This window comes from Antricoccus suffuscus, from assembly GCF_003003235.1.
Classification (GTDB): Bacteria; Actinomycetota; Actinomycetes; order Mycobacteriales; family Antricoccaceae; genus Antricoccus; species Antricoccus suffuscus.
This window is the reverse complement of the sequence record NZ_PVUE01000017.1, coordinates 36,181-52,587: the sequence shown is the minus strand read 5'-3', so window position 1 is coordinate 52,587 and position 16,407 is coordinate 36,181. Positions and strand designations below refer to the sequence as shown.

15 protein-coding genes are annotated in these 16,407 nt (G+C 65.2%); 13 read left to right on the top strand and 2 right to left on the bottom strand.

What is annotated here, in order from left to right; all coding sequences use genetic code 11:
* Positions 1–154 precede the first annotated feature (154 nt).
* Both clpX and CLV47_RS16960 read left to right on the top strand, forming a co-directional pair.
* Positions 155–1,423, top strand: a complete 1,269-nt coding sequence (clpX, locus tag CLV47_RS16965; RefSeq protein ID WP_202862657.1) for an ATP-dependent Clp protease ATP-binding subunit ClpX — start codon at positions 155–157, stop codon at positions 1,421–1,423.
* A 36-nt stretch (positions 1,424–1,459) separates the two neighbouring features.
* Entirely contained in the window at positions 1,460–3,154 is a 1,695-nt protein-coding gene (locus tag CLV47_RS16960) for an alkaline phosphatase D family protein (protein ID WP_106350262.1), read from the top strand.
* A 287-nt stretch (positions 3,155–3,441) separates the two neighbouring features.
* Here CLV47_RS16960 and CLV47_RS16955 read toward each other — a convergent pair whose 3' ends face one another.
* Entirely contained in the window at positions 3,442–4,302 is an 861-nt protein-coding gene (locus CLV47_RS16955) for an acyl-CoA thioester hydrolase/BAAT C-terminal domain-containing protein (RefSeq protein WP_106350260.1), read from the bottom strand.
* A 117-nt stretch (positions 4,303–4,419) separates the two neighbouring features.
* On the opposite strand from CLV47_RS16955, the gene CLV47_RS16950 reads away from it, so the two are divergent.
* Positions 4,420–4,959 carry a DinB family protein gene (locus tag CLV47_RS16950; RefSeq protein ID WP_202862653.1) on the top strand — a complete coding sequence of 180 codons (540 nt, stop codon included), beginning with the start codon at positions 4,420–4,422 and terminating at the stop codon, positions 4,957–4,959.
* A gap of 48 nt (positions 4,960–5,007) precedes the next feature.
* On the opposite strand, the gene CLV47_RS16945 is transcribed toward CLV47_RS16950, so the two are convergent.
* Positions 5,008–5,769 carry a dihydrodipicolinate synthase family protein gene (locus CLV47_RS16945; RefSeq protein WP_106350259.1) on the bottom strand — a complete coding sequence of 254 codons (762 nt, stop codon included), beginning with the start codon at positions 5,767–5,769 and terminating at the stop codon, positions 5,008–5,010.
* 70 nt (positions 5,770–5,839) lie between these two features.
* On the opposite strand from CLV47_RS16945, the gene CLV47_RS16940 reads away from it, so the two are divergent.
* From CLV47_RS16940 to ndk, 10 genes are all read left to right on the top strand, one after another.
* A complete protein-coding gene (locus tag CLV47_RS16940; protein ID WP_106350257.1) occupies positions 5,840–6,532 on the top strand; it encodes a hypothetical protein in 693 nt (230 codons plus the stop codon).
* Between the two features lie 10 nt (positions 6,533–6,542).
* Positions 6,543–6,935: an MmcQ/YjbR family DNA-binding protein gene (locus tag CLV47_RS16935; protein WP_106350358.1), complete on the top strand. Its 393-nt coding sequence runs from the start codon at positions 6,543–6,545 to the stop codon at positions 6,933–6,935.
* Positions 6,936–6,944: 9 nt separating this feature from the next.
* A complete protein-coding gene (gene valS / locus CLV47_RS16930) occupies positions 6,945–9,503 on the top strand; it encodes a valine--tRNA ligase (RefSeq protein WP_106350256.1) in 2,559 nt (852 codons plus the stop codon).
* Positions 9,500–10,885: a bifunctional folylpolyglutamate synthase/dihydrofolate synthase gene (locus tag CLV47_RS16925; RefSeq protein WP_238145484.1), complete on the top strand. Its 1,386-nt coding sequence runs from the start codon at positions 9,500–9,502 to the stop codon at positions 10,883–10,885. The genes valS and CLV47_RS16925 overlap by 4 nt, the downstream gene beginning before the upstream one ends.
* Positions 10,882–11,301: a DUF4233 domain-containing protein gene (locus tag CLV47_RS16920; RefSeq protein ID WP_106350254.1), complete on the top strand. Its 420-nt coding sequence runs from the start codon at positions 10,882–10,884 to the stop codon at positions 11,299–11,301. Before CLV47_RS16925 ends, CLV47_RS16920 begins: the two co-directional genes overlap by 4 nt.
* Before the next feature lie 119 nt (positions 11,302–11,420).
* Complete coding sequence (locus CLV47_RS16915; RefSeq protein ID WP_202862652.1) at positions 11,421–12,395, top strand: NAD(P)H-dependent flavin oxidoreductase; 975 nt, start codon at positions 11,421–11,423, stop codon at positions 12,393–12,395.
* A complete protein-coding gene (locus tag CLV47_RS16910; protein ID WP_106350352.1) occupies positions 12,392–13,984 on the top strand; it encodes an AMP-binding protein in 1,593 nt (530 codons plus the stop codon). The genes CLV47_RS16915 and CLV47_RS16910 overlap by 4 nt, the downstream gene beginning before the upstream one ends.
* A 55-nt stretch (positions 13,985–14,039) precedes the next feature.
* Complete coding sequence (locus tag CLV47_RS16905) at positions 14,040–14,783, top strand: SDR family NAD(P)-dependent oxidoreductase (protein WP_106350253.1); 744 nt, start codon at positions 14,040–14,042, stop codon at positions 14,781–14,783.
* Positions 14,780–15,856, top strand: coding sequence for a phosphotransferase family protein (locus CLV47_RS16900; RefSeq protein WP_202862651.1), 1,077 nt, complete (start codon positions 14,780–14,782; stop codon positions 15,854–15,856). Before CLV47_RS16905 ends, CLV47_RS16900 begins: the two co-directional genes overlap by 4 nt.
* Positions 15,857–15,911: 55 nt before the next feature.
* The gene (gene ndk / locus CLV47_RS16895; protein WP_106350251.1) at positions 15,912–16,319 is read left to right on the top strand and encodes a nucleoside-diphosphate kinase; all 408 of its coding nucleotides are present in this window, start codon (positions 15,912–15,914) and stop codon (positions 16,317–16,319) included.
* Positions 16,320–16,407 lie beyond the last annotated feature (88 nt).

Below are 16,407 nucleotides of genomic sequence, written 5' to 3'. Positions count from 1 at the left end.
ACGGGCGGTGGCGTCCGTTGTGCTCCATCGACGTTTAGGATCGGTGATCGGGGTGATTTCGACGCGGTCCGGTAAATCAGCGCGACGTTGTCCGGGTGAACGGGTAACGTCGTACGGGATAGTTTTGAAGACGTGAGGACGGCAAGTGGCTCGTATGGGTGACGGCGCAGACCTGTTGAAATGCTCCTTCTGTGGCAAGTCCCAGAAGCAGGTAAAGAAGCTCATCGCAGGACCGGGTGTTTACATCTGCGATGAGTGCATTGATCTGTGCAACGAGATCATCGAAGAGGAGCTCGCCGAGACCGGTGATGTCAAGCTCGAGGAGCTTCCCAAGCCGACCGAGATCGTCGACTTCCTCAATCAGTACGTCGTCGGCCAGGACAAGGCCAAGCGCAATCTGGCGGTCGCGGTCTACAACCACTACAAGCGTGTGCAGGCGAAGGGCCCGGACAAGTCCAAGGACGACCTTGTCGAGTTGGCCAAGTCCAATATTCTGATGATCGGCCCAACCGGCTGCGGCAAGACCCATCTCGCGCAGACGCTGGCTCGGATGCTCAACGTTCCGTTCGCGATCGCCGATGCGACCGCGCTCACCGAGGCCGGCTACGTCGGCGAAGACGTCGAAAACATCTTGCTCAAGCTCATCCAGGCCGCCGACTACGACACGAAGCGCGCCGAGACCGGCATCGTCTACATCGACGAGATCGACAAGGTCGCACGCAAGAGCGAAAACCCGTCGATCACGCGCGACGTGTCCGGCGAAGGTGTCCAGCAGGCGCTGCTGAAGATTCTCGAAGGTACGACGGCGGCGGTGCCCCCACAGGGCGGCCGTAAGCATCCGCACCAGGAGTTCATCCAGATCGACACGACCAACGTGCTGTTCATCGTCGGTGGCGCTTTCGCCGGCCTCGAGCAGATCATCGAGGCGCGGATCGGCAAGAAGGGTCTCGGTTTCGGTGCCGAGATCCGGTCCAAGGCAGACGTCGACACGCACGACGTGTTCGGGCAGGTCATGCCGGAAGACTTGGTCAAGTTCGGGATGATCCCGGAGTTCATCGGTCGCATCCCGGTCGCCGCGAGCGTGACCGCGCTCGATCGCGACGCGCTGATCAATATTCTCACTGAGCCCAAAAACGCACTGGTCAAGCAGTACCAGCGGCTCTTCGACCTCGACGGTGTCGAGCTCGAGTTCGAGCCGGACGCGCTGGAGTCGATCGCCGACCAGGCGATCAAGCGGGGCACCGGCGCTCGTGGCCTCCGCGCAATCCTTGAAGAGGTGCTGATGGGCGTCATGTACGACGTACCCAGCGCCGACGATGTCGAGAAGGTCGTCATCACCAAGGAAGTCGTCGACGACAACGTCTACCCGACGATCGTGCAGTCCAAGCCGGCCAAGGCCGAGCGGCGCGACAAGTCCGCCTGAGCAAAAACCCTGCGCCCCGTCCGCGGCTAGCCGTCCATGCCTGATAACGCCGCGCAGATTCTCGTCGGCCCGCTGCTGCGGTACGTCGATAACGACAGCGCCACTATCTGGCTCGAGACCGACCGCTCCTGTGCGGTCAGCGTTCGCTGTGGTGACGTGACGCAGACCGAGCCGACGTGGGGACTGCACGGCCACCACTACGCGCTCATCGTCCTGCGTGGGCTGACACCGGGTACGGCGACCGAGTACACGGTCGAACTCGACGAAGATAAGTGCTGGCCGCTCGAGAACGCTCGGCCGAGCCTGATCAGGACAAGCCTTGAGGGCGGCGGCGTGCGGCTGGCCTTCGGGTCCTGCCGGCGCGGCGAACCCGACTCGCCCGAGGCGGTAAAAACCGTCGGCGCAGACTCTCTGATCGCGATGGCCCGGCAGATGTCCACGCAGCCGATCGAGCAGTGGCCGGACGCGCTGCTCCTACTCGGCGACCAGGTGTACGCCGACATGCCGTCGGCGCCCATCGTCGAACGGCTCAAGGCGCGCCGTCGCGCCGGGCTCGGGCCCGCCACCGTTCGTCGTAACGACGGCGAGGAGGACGTCTCGGAAGAGATCTGCGACTTCGAGGAGTACACCTGGCTCTATCAGGAGTCGTGGACGGACGAGCAGGTGCGTTGGCTGCTGTCAACGGTGCCCAGTTGCATGATCCTCGACGACCACGACCTGCGCGATGACTGGAACTCCTCGTTCGACTGGCGCCGCAACATTGAGAACGAACCGTGGTGGCCGGACCGGGTGATCGGCGCATTTTCGTCGTACTGGGTCTATCAGCATCTCGGCAATCTGTCGCCGCGCGAGCTCGATCACGACGTACTGCTGGCGCAGATCCGCTCCGCCGCCGACGACCACGCCCGCGAAGAGGTCATCGCGGACTTCGCGTGGAGAGCGGACGCGGAGCCTGGGACGGCGAGGTGGAGCTTCCATCGGGACTTCGGTCGTACCCGCCTGGTCATGCTGGACGCGCGCGCCTCGCGCAACCTCACACCCGGTCACCGAGACATCATGGACCCCGACGAGTGGCAGTGGGCCCGAGCCAAGTGTCTCGAGCCGGGCATCGATCACCTTGTCATCGGCTCGTCGGTGCCGGTGCTGATGATCCCGGGGCTCCATCACCTCGAGGGCTGGAACGAAGCGGCGGCCGAAGGGCGGCTGGGACCGTTGCGGGCGAAGGCACACGAACGACTCCGACTGTGGCTCGACTTGGAGCATTGGTCGGCATTTCGCCGGTCGTTTAACGAGATGGCCGACCTGATCGCGCAGGTCGCTCGGCCAAATGGCCAACAGGCGCCGGCTACGATTCTGATGCTCTCGGGCGATGTGCACTGTTCGTTCATCGAGGAGGCCTGGCTCGAGGGCCCACCGACCGGCACCCGAATCCATCAGCTGACGATGTCGCCTTTCCGCAACCCTCTTGAGCTGCCGATCCGGGTCGTCAACAAGATCGTCAAGCGCCCCCGCGTCGCCGCGATCCTGCGCGGCTTCGCCCGCCGGGCCGGCGTACAAGACCCCGGAATCTTGTGGGATGTCACGGGCGGACCGTGGTTCGACAATGGGGTGATGACCGTAGTCGTGCATGATCGGCACGCAGCCGTCGAGGTCGACCATGCGTTTGTGGACCGAGGCGGCGCCCAGTCTCTGCGGCACACGGCGCGCCGAGACCTGTCAGCACCTGCGTAGGCAAGATCGTGCGCGACGGCGTCTACGAGCCTGACTCGACAAGCAACAACCGCTCGTTCACAATTCAGGATCCAGCTACCGGAGATCTGGGCGCGGACCTTCACCGCGGTCCCCGACGCGTGCAGCGCGCACCCCGACGATCGGTAACCAGCCCACGTCACTGAAGACGGCAGCGCGCAGGACCCCTGGCCGCCGTGCAAGGGCCCCCACGCCCACTCATTGGGCCGAACCATAAGCGGATCGATGACCCGTGGGTGGCATTGACCGGTCAAGGCCGGCGGGACCGCTCACCCTCCCGGAGCCAGCCCGAGGACATTGCAGATTGCAGGCCAGGCTCTCCTGCCAAGGCGCTTAGGTGCGGCGGCGTCTCCGCCCACGTGATAAGGCCGGGCGGCGTTCGGCGGTACCTCTCCCGGCAGCACGACCAGGTGGCCAGCCTGCTCGTCGCTCACCACGATCGTGTCCAGGCCGGCAGCCCGCCGGCGCATCGTGATTCGGGTCGCTGCCTCGGCGCTGGGCCACACCTGGTCGTCCCCGCCGGCAACAAGCACAACCTCGCCAGTGAACCGCTCTACCGGAATTGCCGCTGCCATCAGTTCCTCCGGTGCGGCAATCGAACGGCTGGATCGATAGCAGTCAACGAACGCGGGCTTGCCGACGGGTGGTAGCCAGGAGCGATCCAGCGAGACGAAGGGGATCGGATGCCCGTCGAGAGACCACTTGCTGCGTGCCGGGTCGGCATGGTGGTCGAGATGCCCCTCCCACGCCACATCGGTTGGGGCCAAGGCCACGACCGCACTCACGCCATCGGTCAATGATGCGGCCAGTAAGGAGGCCTCGGCTCCGTATGACAGGCCGATGAGGGCTACCTGGTCGCATTCCCGTGCCAGTAGGCCGACTGCCTCGAGGAACAGCTCGAGGGGGACTTCTCTCGGCACCTGCTGAAGCCCTGGGCCGTCGAACCAGCGAAGCGCCAGCGTGGTGACCCCACGCGTTCCGAGCATATCTGCTCGGCCGGTGTCCATGCGGCCGCTAGATCCGGCCAGCACTAGTACTCCTGTGCGCGTTGCCGGTGGCCCGGCCGGACGAGCCCAGTAGAGGTTCGACTCATCGATCGCCACCAGCTGGCCCCCGTCCTCCGCACGCACGCGGCACTAGACCGCCAACTCTAACTGCCCGCGACGAAGTGGTGACGCTGCTTTCCGGCCAATCCGGGTCGCAGCCCAGCGCGTCACTGTCCTGTTTGAGGATCGTCTGTTAGCGCGGTGCCGCTTCGATCCCACACGCTCATCAAGCGGCGTACGTTCGTCGACGTGACGAAAAGTGATCGGGAACGAGAAGAGTTACTCTCCTGGCTGAACGCCAAGCGCCAACATGTGCTGGCGCAGTTGGACGGTCTCTCTGATGAGCAGTTACGTCGACCGGTGCTGCCGTCCGGGTGGAGCTGCCTCGGCCTGGTGCGCCACCTGACACTGTCAGACGAGCGGTTCTGGTTCCAGGTGGTCATCGCCGGGGGACCGCTCGATTTCTGGCCCGAAGGAGATGCTGCCGACTGGGTCGTCGACGACGACGAGCCCGTCGCTGACGTGTTGCGGGCCTACCGCGAGGCCATTGCCACCTCGAACGCGATCACCGCCGAACGCCGGTTAGAGGAGCCGCCCGCAAGCCCCGGCCAGGCACCGGGGCGTTTCCCCGATGTCCGATCGGTGCTCGTGCATGTGCTGGTTGAGACAGCCACCCATGCCGGTCACCTCGATGCCGTCAGGGAACTACTCGACGGTCATCAGCACCTCGTCCTCGACTGAATTTCGTCGTTCAATGAGCACGTGGTCTTCCGGGCGCGGCAACGGTTCCTAACGGCCGATTCGCGCCGTCGTACTCGTGCCGTAGGCCTCGTGGGTGAGTTGCTTGATCCCAGCCGGGAACGAGACCGAGCTGAGCTGGTCGGGCTTGCTGAGTTTCAGTTGCGCTTTCGCGTCGCCGGCGAACGCGGCCTGCGCCTCCTGAGGAAACGCGTTCGCGACCGCGAGGAGCATCCCGGGGATGCCGAGCGCCCCGCCGTACAAGCACAGTGCCGCGGCGCCGGAGTAGATCTGCCCGTCGAATTCCTCGACCTCCTGCAGCAGGCGGCGGGCGTCGCCGCTGGAGTCCTTGATCCCGACGATCGGCAGGTCGTTCAGTAGCGGTACCTCGACGCCGGGCGCGCTTTGCGCAGGGAAGTGGTAGGCGAGCATCGGTGTCGTGCCCGCGGCCTGCGCCACGGTCCGGTAGTACGCCGTCGGGTCGGCGACACGATGCGGGGACAGCACCAGTACGGCGTCGGCGCCTGCCTCGACCGATGCTGTGGTCTGTGCGGCGGCCTGCGACCCGGTGGCCGCCCCGGTACCGGCGATGATCGGTACGTCGAGCGCGTCCTTCATGGCGCGCACGAGATCGGCGCGCTCCGGTGAGGTCAGCGCCGCCGCCTCGCCCGTCGTACCGGCGACGAGGACCGATGTGAGGCCCTCGCCGACAAGGGTGGCCGCGAGCGCGGTGGTCGCGTCGATGTCGACATTTCCCTCGTCGTCAAAAAGGGTGACCAGCGCGACGCCAATTCCGTGGAAGATATCCGTCATGCGGACACGCTACCTGAGGGGCGTCTTAGCGCGATTCGCCGTTTCGGCCGCGCGGTTCTAACATTGGCGCGTGCTTGCACTCATAGCCAGTGCGTTGGCACTCGCGCTCGTGGGCTTCGACCCGGCGGGCGGATTGTTCGCGGCGGGGGCGCTCGCGCTCGGCGCCCGATCTCGCGACGTCGCCGTGTTCGGATTTGCGGTCATCGCAGGCAGCATGGTGTACGGCGTCGTACTCGCGCTCACGATTGGCCGCCGGCTGTCCGGATTCGACTGGACAGCTGTGTTCGCCGAGACCTGGTGGCGGGCGGCGGTGGAGGCGACCCTGGCGATCGTCGCGTTGGTATGGATGTGGTGGCTGGTACGCCGCCGCGGACTCGCGCCGGGGACCGGTTTCGTGCCTAAGGTCGGCCGCGCAGGGCTGCTGACCGCCGGTGCGATCTACGCAAGTATGTCGTTGCTCGATCCGTCACTCGCCGCGCTCGTGGTAATCGCCGGCCGCGGCCATTCGACCGTCGCGGTCGTCTGCGCGATGGTGTTGTGGTCGGCGGTCAGTCAAGTCCCACTGATCCTGATCCTCGCCGCGATGGCTTTCGGGCTGCATCATCAGGGCGTCGCGTGGCTGCAGGCACGGTGGGCGCAGATCGGCCCGCGGCTGCGAATGGTGGCTACCGGCGCCCTCGGACTGGCCGGCGTACTGCTCATCTGCGACACCCTCTTCTGGGTGGTCGGGCGGTCATTTCTCATCCCGGGGCCGACCGGTTAGCGTGGTCGCCATGGCGCACCCGACGATGTATGACGACGCGGACCCGTTCCTTGCCAGGCTGCGCGAGGTCTGCCTGGCGCTGCCGGAGGCGGCGGAGAAGGTCTCGCACGGCCGGCCCAACTTCTACACCAAGAAGGTGTTCGCGAGCTTCGGCGGCAGCGTCAAGGGCGACCACTCGGCCGATACCTACGGCCAGTCGGTGCTGTTTCTGCCTGACCAAATCGAGAAGGAAGCGCTGCTGGCAGATGAGCGCTTCTTCGTGCCGGCGTACGTCGGTGCCTACGGCTGGATCGGGCTGGACTTCCGCGCCGCGGAGCCGGACTGGGTCGAGGTCGCGGAGCTGGTCGAGTCGTCGTACCGCAACACCGCAGTCAAGCGGCTGGTCGCCTTGCTCGAGCACTAGAATGGCAGGATGACCGCAACGACTCCGCCTTCCGCGCTGCCCGAAAAACCTACCCTCGACGGTGTCGAGGCGAAGCTTGCGCACCGCTGGGCCGATGAGCAGACCTACGCGTTCGACCGCAGCCAGCCGCGCGGCAACGTGTTTTCGATCGACACACCACCGCCGACCGCCTCGGGATCGCTGCACGTCGGGCACGTCTTCTCCTACACGCACACCGACACGATCGCCCGCTACCAGCGGATGCGCGGCAAGTCGGTGTTCTACCCGATCGGGTGGGACGACAACGGGCTGCCCACCGAACGCCGGGTGCAAAACTTCTACGGTGTGCGCTGCGACCCGACAGTGCCGTACGACGCCGACTTCATCCCGCCGGAGAAGCCCGGCAAACAAGAGATCCCGATCTCGCGGCGCAACTTCATCGACCTGTGTCACGAGCTCACAGTGATCGACGAGAGGTCGTTCGAGGAATTGTTCCGCACGCTGGGGCTTTCCTTCGACTGGAAGCATCAGTACCGCACCATCGACGACACGTCGCGGGCCATCTCGCAGAAGGCGTTCCTGCGCAACGTCAAGCGCGGCCAGGCCTACAACCAGCAGGCTCCGACGCTCTGGGACATCACGTTCCGCACCGCGGTCGCGCAGGCCGAGCTGGAGGAGCGTGAGCGTCCCGGCGCCTATCACCGGATCTCCTTCCACCGGCATGACGGCGAGAAGATCTACATCGAGACCACCCGCCCCGAGTTGCTTCCGGCGTGCGTCGCACTGGTCGCGCATCCGGACGATGAGCGCTACCGGCCACTGTTCGGTACGACGGTGACCAGCCCCGTGTTCGGGGTCGAGGTCCCGGTCGTGGCGCACGCACTCGCCGACCCCGAAAAGGGCTCCGGCATCGCGATGATCTGCACGTTCGGCGACACCACCGACGTCACGTGGTGGCGCGAACTGCAGTTGCCTAACCGCACGATCATCGGCCGCGACGGCCGGATCGTCGAGGACGCGCCGGAGGTGATTACTTCGCCTGAGGCCCAGGCGAAGTACGCAGAACTGGTCGGCAAGACCGTGCACTCCGCCAAAGAGGCGGTCGTGCAGATGCTTCGGGACTCCGGTGATCTCGACGGCGAGCCGCGCGCGATCACGCATCCGGTCAAGTTCTATGAGCGCGGTGACCGTCCACTGGAAATTGTCTCGACCCGCCAGTGGTACATCCGCAACGGTGGCCGCGACGAACAGACTCGCGATCGGATGCTCGCCCGAGGCCGCGAGCTGCACTGGGTCCCAGACCATATGCGCCACCGCTACAGCAATTGGGTCGAGGGCCTCAGCGGCGACTGGCTGGTCAGTCGCCAGCGTTACTTCGGCATCGCCGTGCCGCTCTGGTACCGGCTCGATCACAACGGTGAGCCGGACTACGACGCCCCAATCGTGCCCGATGAGCAGTCCCTGCCGGTAGACCCCGCCAGCGACGTACCCGAGGGTTTCACCGAGGACCAGCGCAACCAGCCGGGCGGCTTCATGGGCGACCCCGACGTGATGGACACCTGGGCAACTTCCTCGCTCACGCCGTACATCGCGGGGCAGTGGGAGGCAGACGGCGACCTGTTCGACCGGGTCTATCCGATGGACCTGCGCCCACAGGGCCACGACATCATCCGCACCTGGCTGTTCTCCAGCGTCGTACGCGCCGACCTCGAGAGCGACACCGTGCCGTGGGCGAATGTCGCACTCTCCGGGTGGATTCTCGACCCGGACCGCAAGAAGATGTCGAAGTCCAAAGGCAACACGGTCACCCCGATCGGACTGCTTGAGCAGTACGGCTCGGACTCGGTGCGCTACTGGGCTGCCTCCGGTCGTCCCGGTACCGACACGGCATTCGACGAGTCACAGATGAAGGTCGGCCGGCGGCTGGCGACGAAACTGCTCAACGCCAGCAAGTTCGCGCTCGGCACCGGCGCGAGCGCCGCGGACGCGGCATCTCCCGTGACCCATCCGCTCGACAAGGCGATGCTCGCCGGCCTAGCCGATGTGATCGACGCGGCGACTGCGGGGTTCGACGAGTTCAACTACACCGTCGCGCTCGAACGCACCGAGTCGTTCTTCTGGTCCTTCTGCGACAACTACGTCGAACTGGTCAAATCGCGGGCGTACGGCGACGACGAGGGCGCGCAGTCGGCCAAGAGCGCCCTGGCGCAGGCACTCTCGGTGATTCTGCGGCTGTTCGCCCCGACGATCCCGTTCGTCACCGAGGAAGTCTGGTCCTGGTGGCAGGAGGGCTCGGTGCATCGTCAGCCCTGGCCCGTCGCCGCGCAGATCCGCCCCGCCGATGCTGATGCCCGAGTGCTTTCCCTTGCCACGCAGGCGATCGGAGCGATCCGCAAGGCCAAGTCCGAGGCCAAAGTTAAAGGGTCTGCCGAGATTGCCGCCGTGACGGTGACCGCGGGGGATGAGGACACGGAGGTGCTGTCGCAGGCGTCCGAAGACGTGGCTGCCGCTGGGCGTGCCGCGAAGCTCGTCTTCGTCGGTGCGAGCGATTCCGACGATGCCCCGGCGTACGCGATCGAGCTCGCGTGAGTGAGGACCAGCTAAGCGCCGCCGAGGTCGAAGCGCAGCTTCTTGCCCGTTGGCCAGAGACTCGGATCGAGCCATCACTCGTGCGGATGCAATCGCTGATGGAGCTGATGGGGTCGCCGCAGAAGACGTTCCCCGTCGTGCACATCACCGGCACCAACGGGAAAACGTCGACCGCGCGCATGATCGACGACCTCTTCCGATCGTTCGGGTTACGCACCGGACGGTTCACCAGTCCGCATCTGAGCACCGTGCGCGAGCGGATCTGCTTCGACGGTGAGCCCATCGACGAGCGGCGATTCGTCGAGATTTACGAAGAGGTCGCGCCTTATCTCGAGCTGGTCGACGCCGGCCACGGCGTACCGGACGAGGCACAGCAGGTGCCGGTGTCGTTCTTCGAGGCGATAACGACCATGGCGTACGCCGCATTCTCCGATGCGCCAGTGGACATCGCCATCGTCGAGGTCGGGCTCGGCGGTCGATGGGACGCGACCAATGTGGCCGACGGCAAGATCGCCGTCGTGACGCCGATCGGCATGGACCACGCGCACCTGCTCGGAGATACGCTGGCCAAGATCGCGGGGGAAAAGTCCGGCATCATCAAGCCCGGTTCCAGTGCGATTCTGGCGGCGCAGGAAACCGACGTAGCGACCGTGCTGCTCACCCGCGCAACAGAGGTCGGCGCCATCGTCGCCCGTGAGGGTGTCGAGTTCGGCGTCGCCGACCGTCAGATCGCCGTCGGGGGCCAGATGCTGTCGATCCAGGGCATAGGCGGCCGGTACGACAACCTGCTCTTCAACCTTTTTGGCGCGCATCAGGCCCAAAACGCGGCAGTCGCGCTCGCTGCGGTCGAGGCGTTCTTCGGCTCCGGCGCCGAAGGGCCTCTCAACGGCGAGCTCGTGCAGGAAGCCTTCGCCGCCATGTCGGCTCCGGGACGACTTGAGATCGTGCGCACGTCACCGACGATCATGGTCGACGCCGCGCACAACCCGCACGGGATGTCCGCGAGCGTCGCGGCAATCAACGAGTCGTTCGACTTCTCCCGGCTGGTAGGCGTATTTGCCGCGTCCAGCGACAAGGACATCGCCGGGATGCTCGACCTGCTCGAACCAATCCTCGACGAGATCGTCGTGACCCGTAACAACAACTCGCGGTCCTCGGACATCGACGGACTTGCACGTATCGCCGTGGAGTACTTCGGCTCGGACAGAGTCACCGTCGAGACGCGCCTGCCGGAGGCGATCGAGACCGCGGTGCGACTCACCGAGGAAGGCGAACACCTCAGTGGATCCGGCGTACTGATCACCGGCTCGGTCTTCACCGCCGGCGACGCCCGGATCCTGCTCAAGTCCGATCGAAAGAAGCCGTGGGAAGAACCGCTATGACCGATCAGGCCCCGTCCACGCCACAGCACCACGGCTTGCCCCCCGTCGACAAGGTCAAGCTCGAGAAGCAGATCCGAGGCATCTACTCGGCGCTGCTGATCCTTGAGGCGATCGTCGTACTGTTCGTGCCCGCCACAATCCGGCAGATGGGGCCTGGCCTGACCTGGCCGCGGTTGACCGCGATCGGCGTCATCATCCTCGCGCTTATCGCGCTGTGCGCATTCATCAAGAAGCCGTGGGCGTACGCCGCCGGCTGGGTGCTGCAGATTTGCGTGATCGCGATGGGCTTCTGGGTATGGGCGATGTTCATCCTTGGCGCCATCTTTGCCGTGATGTGGTTCTTCGCCGGAAAGTTCTATCACGACCTGAAGGCCAGGCCGGACTATCCGCAGACACCTGAGACGAAGACCAGCTAGCCGCGCAGCACGGAGATCGCGCTCGGTCTCGACCCGGACGTTTAGGGCGGCTAACCAAATCACGTAGGCTCCGTCAGGGTCGCCCTCGTCACATAAACGGGGCAGTGGAGGAGTATCAGTTGTTTGGATTGCCCGAGAGCATCTCTACGAGGATGCGGCTTCCGGTCATCGCCGCGCCCATGCTGCGGGTCAGCGGCGTCGACCTAGTGACCGCCGCGTGTACGGCGGGCGCGATCGGCGCGTTTCCGACCGCCAACGCACGCACGATCGACGACCTCGACGACTGGCTCACCCGCCTCGACCAGGTGACCGCGAGCCGGTCCGCGGCGCCGTACTGTCCCAACTTGATCATCCGGCAACCCCGGCTCGAGGATGACCTGGCGTGCCTTCTGCGCCACGACGTCGAGGTCGTCATCACCAGTGTCGGGTCGCCCGCCGCCGTACTCCCTGCGTTGCACGAGCGGGGTATCTTCGTGCTCGCCGATGTCGCCACCCTGCACCACGCGCGCAAGGCCATTGAGGCAGGCGTCGACGGGCTTGTGCTGCTGACCGCTGGCGCCGGCGGGCAGACCGGATGGATGAACCCGTTTGCATTTGTGCGGGCGGTGCGCGAGATCTTCGACGGCGCGATCGTGCTGGCCGGCGGGATCGCGGACGGTCAGGCGCTACGCGCCGCTGAGGTGCTCGGCTGCGACCTCGCCTACATGGGTACGAAAATGATCGCCGCCGACGAGAGCATGGCCCCGGCGACGTACAAGCAGATGCTGGTGGACAGCAGCCTTGATGACGTGATGCGCACCCGTGCCTTCACCGGCCTCGACACGAGCATGCTGGTGCCGTCGATTGTCGCATCCGGTCTCGATCCGGCCAACCTCGACGAACAGGTCAGCGCGCACACGGCGACCGAGATGTACGGCGGGCGCGGCAAAAGCACAAGTGAGGGACCACGGCGTTGGAGTGACGTCTGGAGTGCCGGGCATTCGGTCAGCGGCGTACGCCGGCTCATGGGTGCGCGCGAGATCATCGAGCAGACCCTGCTTGAATACGAGAAATGCGCTCCGCGCACCGCCACCCGGGAGGCAGCTCGCCCATGAACGACACTGCAACGAATCCTGGAGCGTCCGCGACCGGCCTCGTGCACACCGGGTCCACGACCGGGGCACTGAGCCTCCGCGCCCTCCGCCGGTATCGCGACCGGACCGCATTCGTGTGGGACGGCAAGTCCATGACCTACGGCGCGGCCGCGGACATGATCGGCCGGCTCCAGGCAGTCTTCGACCAGCAGGGTCTGCGCAAAGGTGCGCGGATTGCCCTGCTCGCTGGAAACATCGCCGAGATGTGGTGCGCGGGCACGGCCGCACAGGCCAGCGCGATGAGCATCACCTGGCTGCATTCGCTGGCGTCGTTTGAGGATCAGTTGTTCCAGCTCGATGACGCAGAGGCCGACGCGCTGGTGGTGGACGCGCACCACTACGGCGAGCGTGGCGCCGCGATTGCCGCGCAACTGACCGATCTGCCGGTGTTCCGGTACGGCCCCGGTGACTTCGGCATCGACCTCGACAAGGCGACTGGCGACATCGGTGTGTCCACGGCGTACGACCTGGCCGCCCCCAGCGATATCGCGATCCTCAACTACACCGGCGGGACGACCGGGCGGTCCAAGGGCGCGCTGCGCAGGCACACAGCCGTGACGTCCGGGGTCGAGGCGATCCTGACCGACTTCGAGCTTCCGACCAATCCGCGCTATCTGGCGATTGGCCCGATCAGCCATGTCACCGGTAGCAAGATCTTGCCGACCCTGCTGCGCGGCGGAACCGTGCACATGACGACGGGTTTCGACTCGGCCAACGTGCTGAGCATCATCCAGGACGAGAAGATCAACTACGCGCTGATGGTCCCGACGATGATCTACACGATGTTCGACCATGCCGGGTTCGATGACTACGACCTCAGCTCGCTGGAGTTGCTGCTTTACGGCGCATCGCCGATGGCGCCGTCCCGCCTGGTCGAAGGTATCGAACGGCTCGGGCCGGTATTCTCCCAGCTGTACGGGCAGACCGAGTGCTATCCGGTGAGCCTTTTGCGCAAGTCCGAGCACGACCCGAAGCGTCCCGAGCTGCTCGAGTCATGCGGTGTTCCGGTCACGACCTGTGAGGTGCAGATCCTCGATGACAGCGGCCAAGAGGTCCCACTCGGAGAGTCCGGCGAGCTCTGCGTGCGCAGTGCCGGAGTGATGGAGTCCTACTGGAAACAGCCCGACCTGACCGCCGAAGCGTTCGCGCACGGCTGGCTGCACACCGGTGACATCGCCCGCAAGGACGAAGCTGGGCGGCTGTACATCGTCGACCGCAAGAAAGACATGATCATCAGCGGCGGCTTCAACGTCTACCCGCGGGAGGTCGAAGATTCGCTTCTCGCGCACCCCGGCGTGTCGATGGCTGCGGTCATCGGCGTGCCGGACGAGAAGTGGGGCGAGGCGGTCTCGGCGATGATTATTCGCCGTCCGGGCACCCACGCCACGGACGCGGAACTCATCGACCACGTCAAGAGACACAAGGGCTCGGTGCAGGCGCCGAAGACCGTGCATTTCGTCGACGAGCTCCCGACGACAGCAGTCGGTAAGATCGACAAAAAGCGACTGCGTAAGGACTTTTGGCAAGACTCATCCCGCCCGATTGGCTAAGCGTTAAGTGCAGGGCACGTGCAGTTCAACCGAACATCGAGATCCAGGAGATGACTTGAAACTCTCAGGCAAGGTCGCGCTCGTTACGGGCGGTAGCCGCGGTATGGGTAAGGAGATGGTGCGCGCGTTCGCCGCCGAAGGCGCCGACGTCATCATCGCCAGCCGTAAGAAGGAGAACTGCGTGGCGGTCGCGGAGGAGGTCACCAAGGAGTTCGGTGTACGCGCTCTTCCCGTCGGCTTCAATGTCAGCCACTGGGACGACTGCGGCCGACTCGTCGACACCGTCTACAGCGAGTTCGCACGGGTGGACATCCTGGTCAACAACGCCGGTCTCTCGCCGTTGTACCCAAGCTTGGGGGAAGTCACCGAGGAGCTGTTCGACAAGGTCATCGGCGTCAACCTCAAGGGTCCGTTCCGACTCACCGCGCTGATCGGCGAGCGAATGGTCAACGACGGCGGTGGCGGGTCGATCCTTAACATCTCCTCGATGGAAGCGTGGCGACCGCAGCCCAAAGCGCTTCCGTACGCCGCCGCGAAACGCGGCCTGGATGCCTTCACGGAGGGCTTCTCGAAGGCGTTCGGGCCCACTGTGCGCGTTAACGGCATTCAGTGCGGGGCGTTCCTGACCGATATTTCAACCGCTTGGACCGAGGAGTCGCTGACCGCGCTGAAGGACAACGCGTCGTTGTCGCGAGCGGGAAATCCTGACGAGATCGTCGGAGCGGCAATGTACTTCTGCAGCGACGACTCGTCATTTTCGACCGGCGCCACGCTGCGTCTGGACGGGGGATTCCAGTGAGCGCTAGTAAAGACGCGCCGACTACGCACACGTCGGTCGATCTCGTCGACCTCGACACGGTCCGCACGTGGATGGACAAGGTGCACCTTGGTGACGGACCGATCACCAATGCGAAGGCGATCGGCGGCGGCACCCAGAACATCATGCTGATGTTCGATCGGGCGGGGAAGACCTACGTGCTGCGACGCGGACCCGAACACCTGCGTCCGCACACCAACCGCGCCATCCTGCGCGAGATGGAAGTACTCCAGGCCCTTGGGCAGACCGACGTACCGCATCCCAGGTTCATCGGCGGGTGCGACGACGAGCGAGTCCTTGACGGCGCGATCTTCTACCTGATGGAGCCGATCGACGGATTTAACCCGGGTGACGGACTGCCACCGCTGTACGCCGAGAATGCCGACGTACGCAAAGAAGCAGTCCTGCGCGTCGTCGATGCCGCCGCCGCTCTTGGTGCGGTGGACCCTCGCAAGGTGGGGCTTGAGGACATCGGCTCGCCGCGCGGTTTTCTGGAGCGGCAGGTGGAGCGCTGGCTCACCGACTTGGAGAAGTATCAGGAGTTCGACGAATACCGCGGCCGCAAGCTCGACGGTGTCAGCGAGGTTGCCGCCTGGCTTAACGCGAACTTCCCGAAGACGTGGAAGCCCGGCTTGATGCACGGCGACTTCCACCTCGCCAACGTCATGCTGCGACGTGATCGCCCGGAGGTCGCCGCCGTGGTCGATTGGGAGATGTGCACACAGGGCGATCCGCTGCTCGATATTGGCTGGTTGATCGCTACCGGCGCGGACAAGTACGGCGAAGGACTGCTGGACAACCCGATGGTCGTCGCGGGCGGCGTACCGACACCTGCGGAGCTCGTCGAGCGATACTCGCTGCGCACCGACCGCGACCTTTCCTCGATTAACTGGTACGCCGTACTGGCGTGTTTCAAGCTCGGCATTGTGCTTGAGGGCACCTATGCCCGCGCGCTCGCGGGCTTGGCCCCGGTGCATATCGGGGAGCGGTTGCATCACCACACGGAGCTGCTGTTTGCTCGCGCGCAGCGGATCATTGCCGATCCACCCGTCTGATCGGCTGCCGGTAGCATCTGTGCTGACCACTAGTGATTAGCCCCAAGGAGCATGAATGTCCGAGCGCACCCTCATCTTGATCAAACCCGACGGCGTCGCGCGCGGGCTCGTCGGTGAGGTCGTGAGACGCATCGAAGGCAAGGGGCTGCAGCTGGTGGCGATGGAGTTGCGCACGATCGACCACGCGACGGCCGCCGAGCACTACGCCGAGCACGAAGGCCGGCCGTATTACGAAGATCTGATGTCGTTTATCACCGGTGGCCCGCTGGTGGCCATCGTCGCCGAGGGCGACCGCGCTATCGAGGCATTCCGGCAGCTCGCCGGCAGCACCGACCCGGTTGCCGCACCCACAGGCAGCATCCGCGGTGATTTCGCGACCGCGACGAATCGCAACATCGTGCACGGCTCGGACTCGCCGGAAAACGGCATTCGCGAGGCGAAGATCTTCTTTCCCAACCTCTGACATTCGCCGCATGTAGCGCGTTTCATGCTGAGCGGGCCAGGTAAAGGTCGGCCCGCGGCTCGTGGTTGACTCCATAATGAAGTCCGCG

What these genes read in the sequence shown, in the direction of transcription:
- CLV47_RS16945 (WP_106350259.1), bottom strand. Translation starts at nt 5,769, where the DNA reads ATGACGGATATCTTCCACGGAATTGGCGTCGCGCTGGTCACCCTTTTT.
- clpX (WP_202862657.1), top strand. Translation starts at nt 155, where the DNA reads ATGGGTGACGGCGCAGACCTGTTGAAATGCTCCTTCTGTGGCAAGTCC.
- ndk (WP_106350251.1), top strand. Translation starts at nt 15,912, where the DNA reads ATGTCCGAGCGCACCCTCATCTTGATCAAACCCGACGGCGTCGCGCGC.
- CLV47_RS16920 (WP_106350254.1), top strand. Translation starts at nt 10,882, where the DNA reads ATGACCGATCAGGCCCCGTCCACGCCACAGCACCACGGCTTGCCCCCC.
- CLV47_RS16910 (WP_106350352.1), top strand. Translation starts at nt 12,392, where the DNA reads ATGAACGACACTGCAACGAATCCTGGAGCGTCCGCGACCGGCCTCGTG.
- CLV47_RS16960 (WP_106350262.1), top strand. Translation starts at nt 1,460, where the DNA reads ATGCCTGATAACGCCGCGCAGATTCTCGTCGGCCCGCTGCTGCGGTAC.
- valS (WP_106350256.1), top strand. Translation starts at nt 6,945, where the DNA reads ATGACCGCAACGACTCCGCCTTCCGCGCTGCCCGAAAAACCTACCCTC.
- CLV47_RS16935 (WP_106350358.1), top strand. Translation starts at nt 6,543, where the DNA reads ATGGCGCACCCGACGATGTATGACGACGCGGACCCGTTCCTTGCCAGG.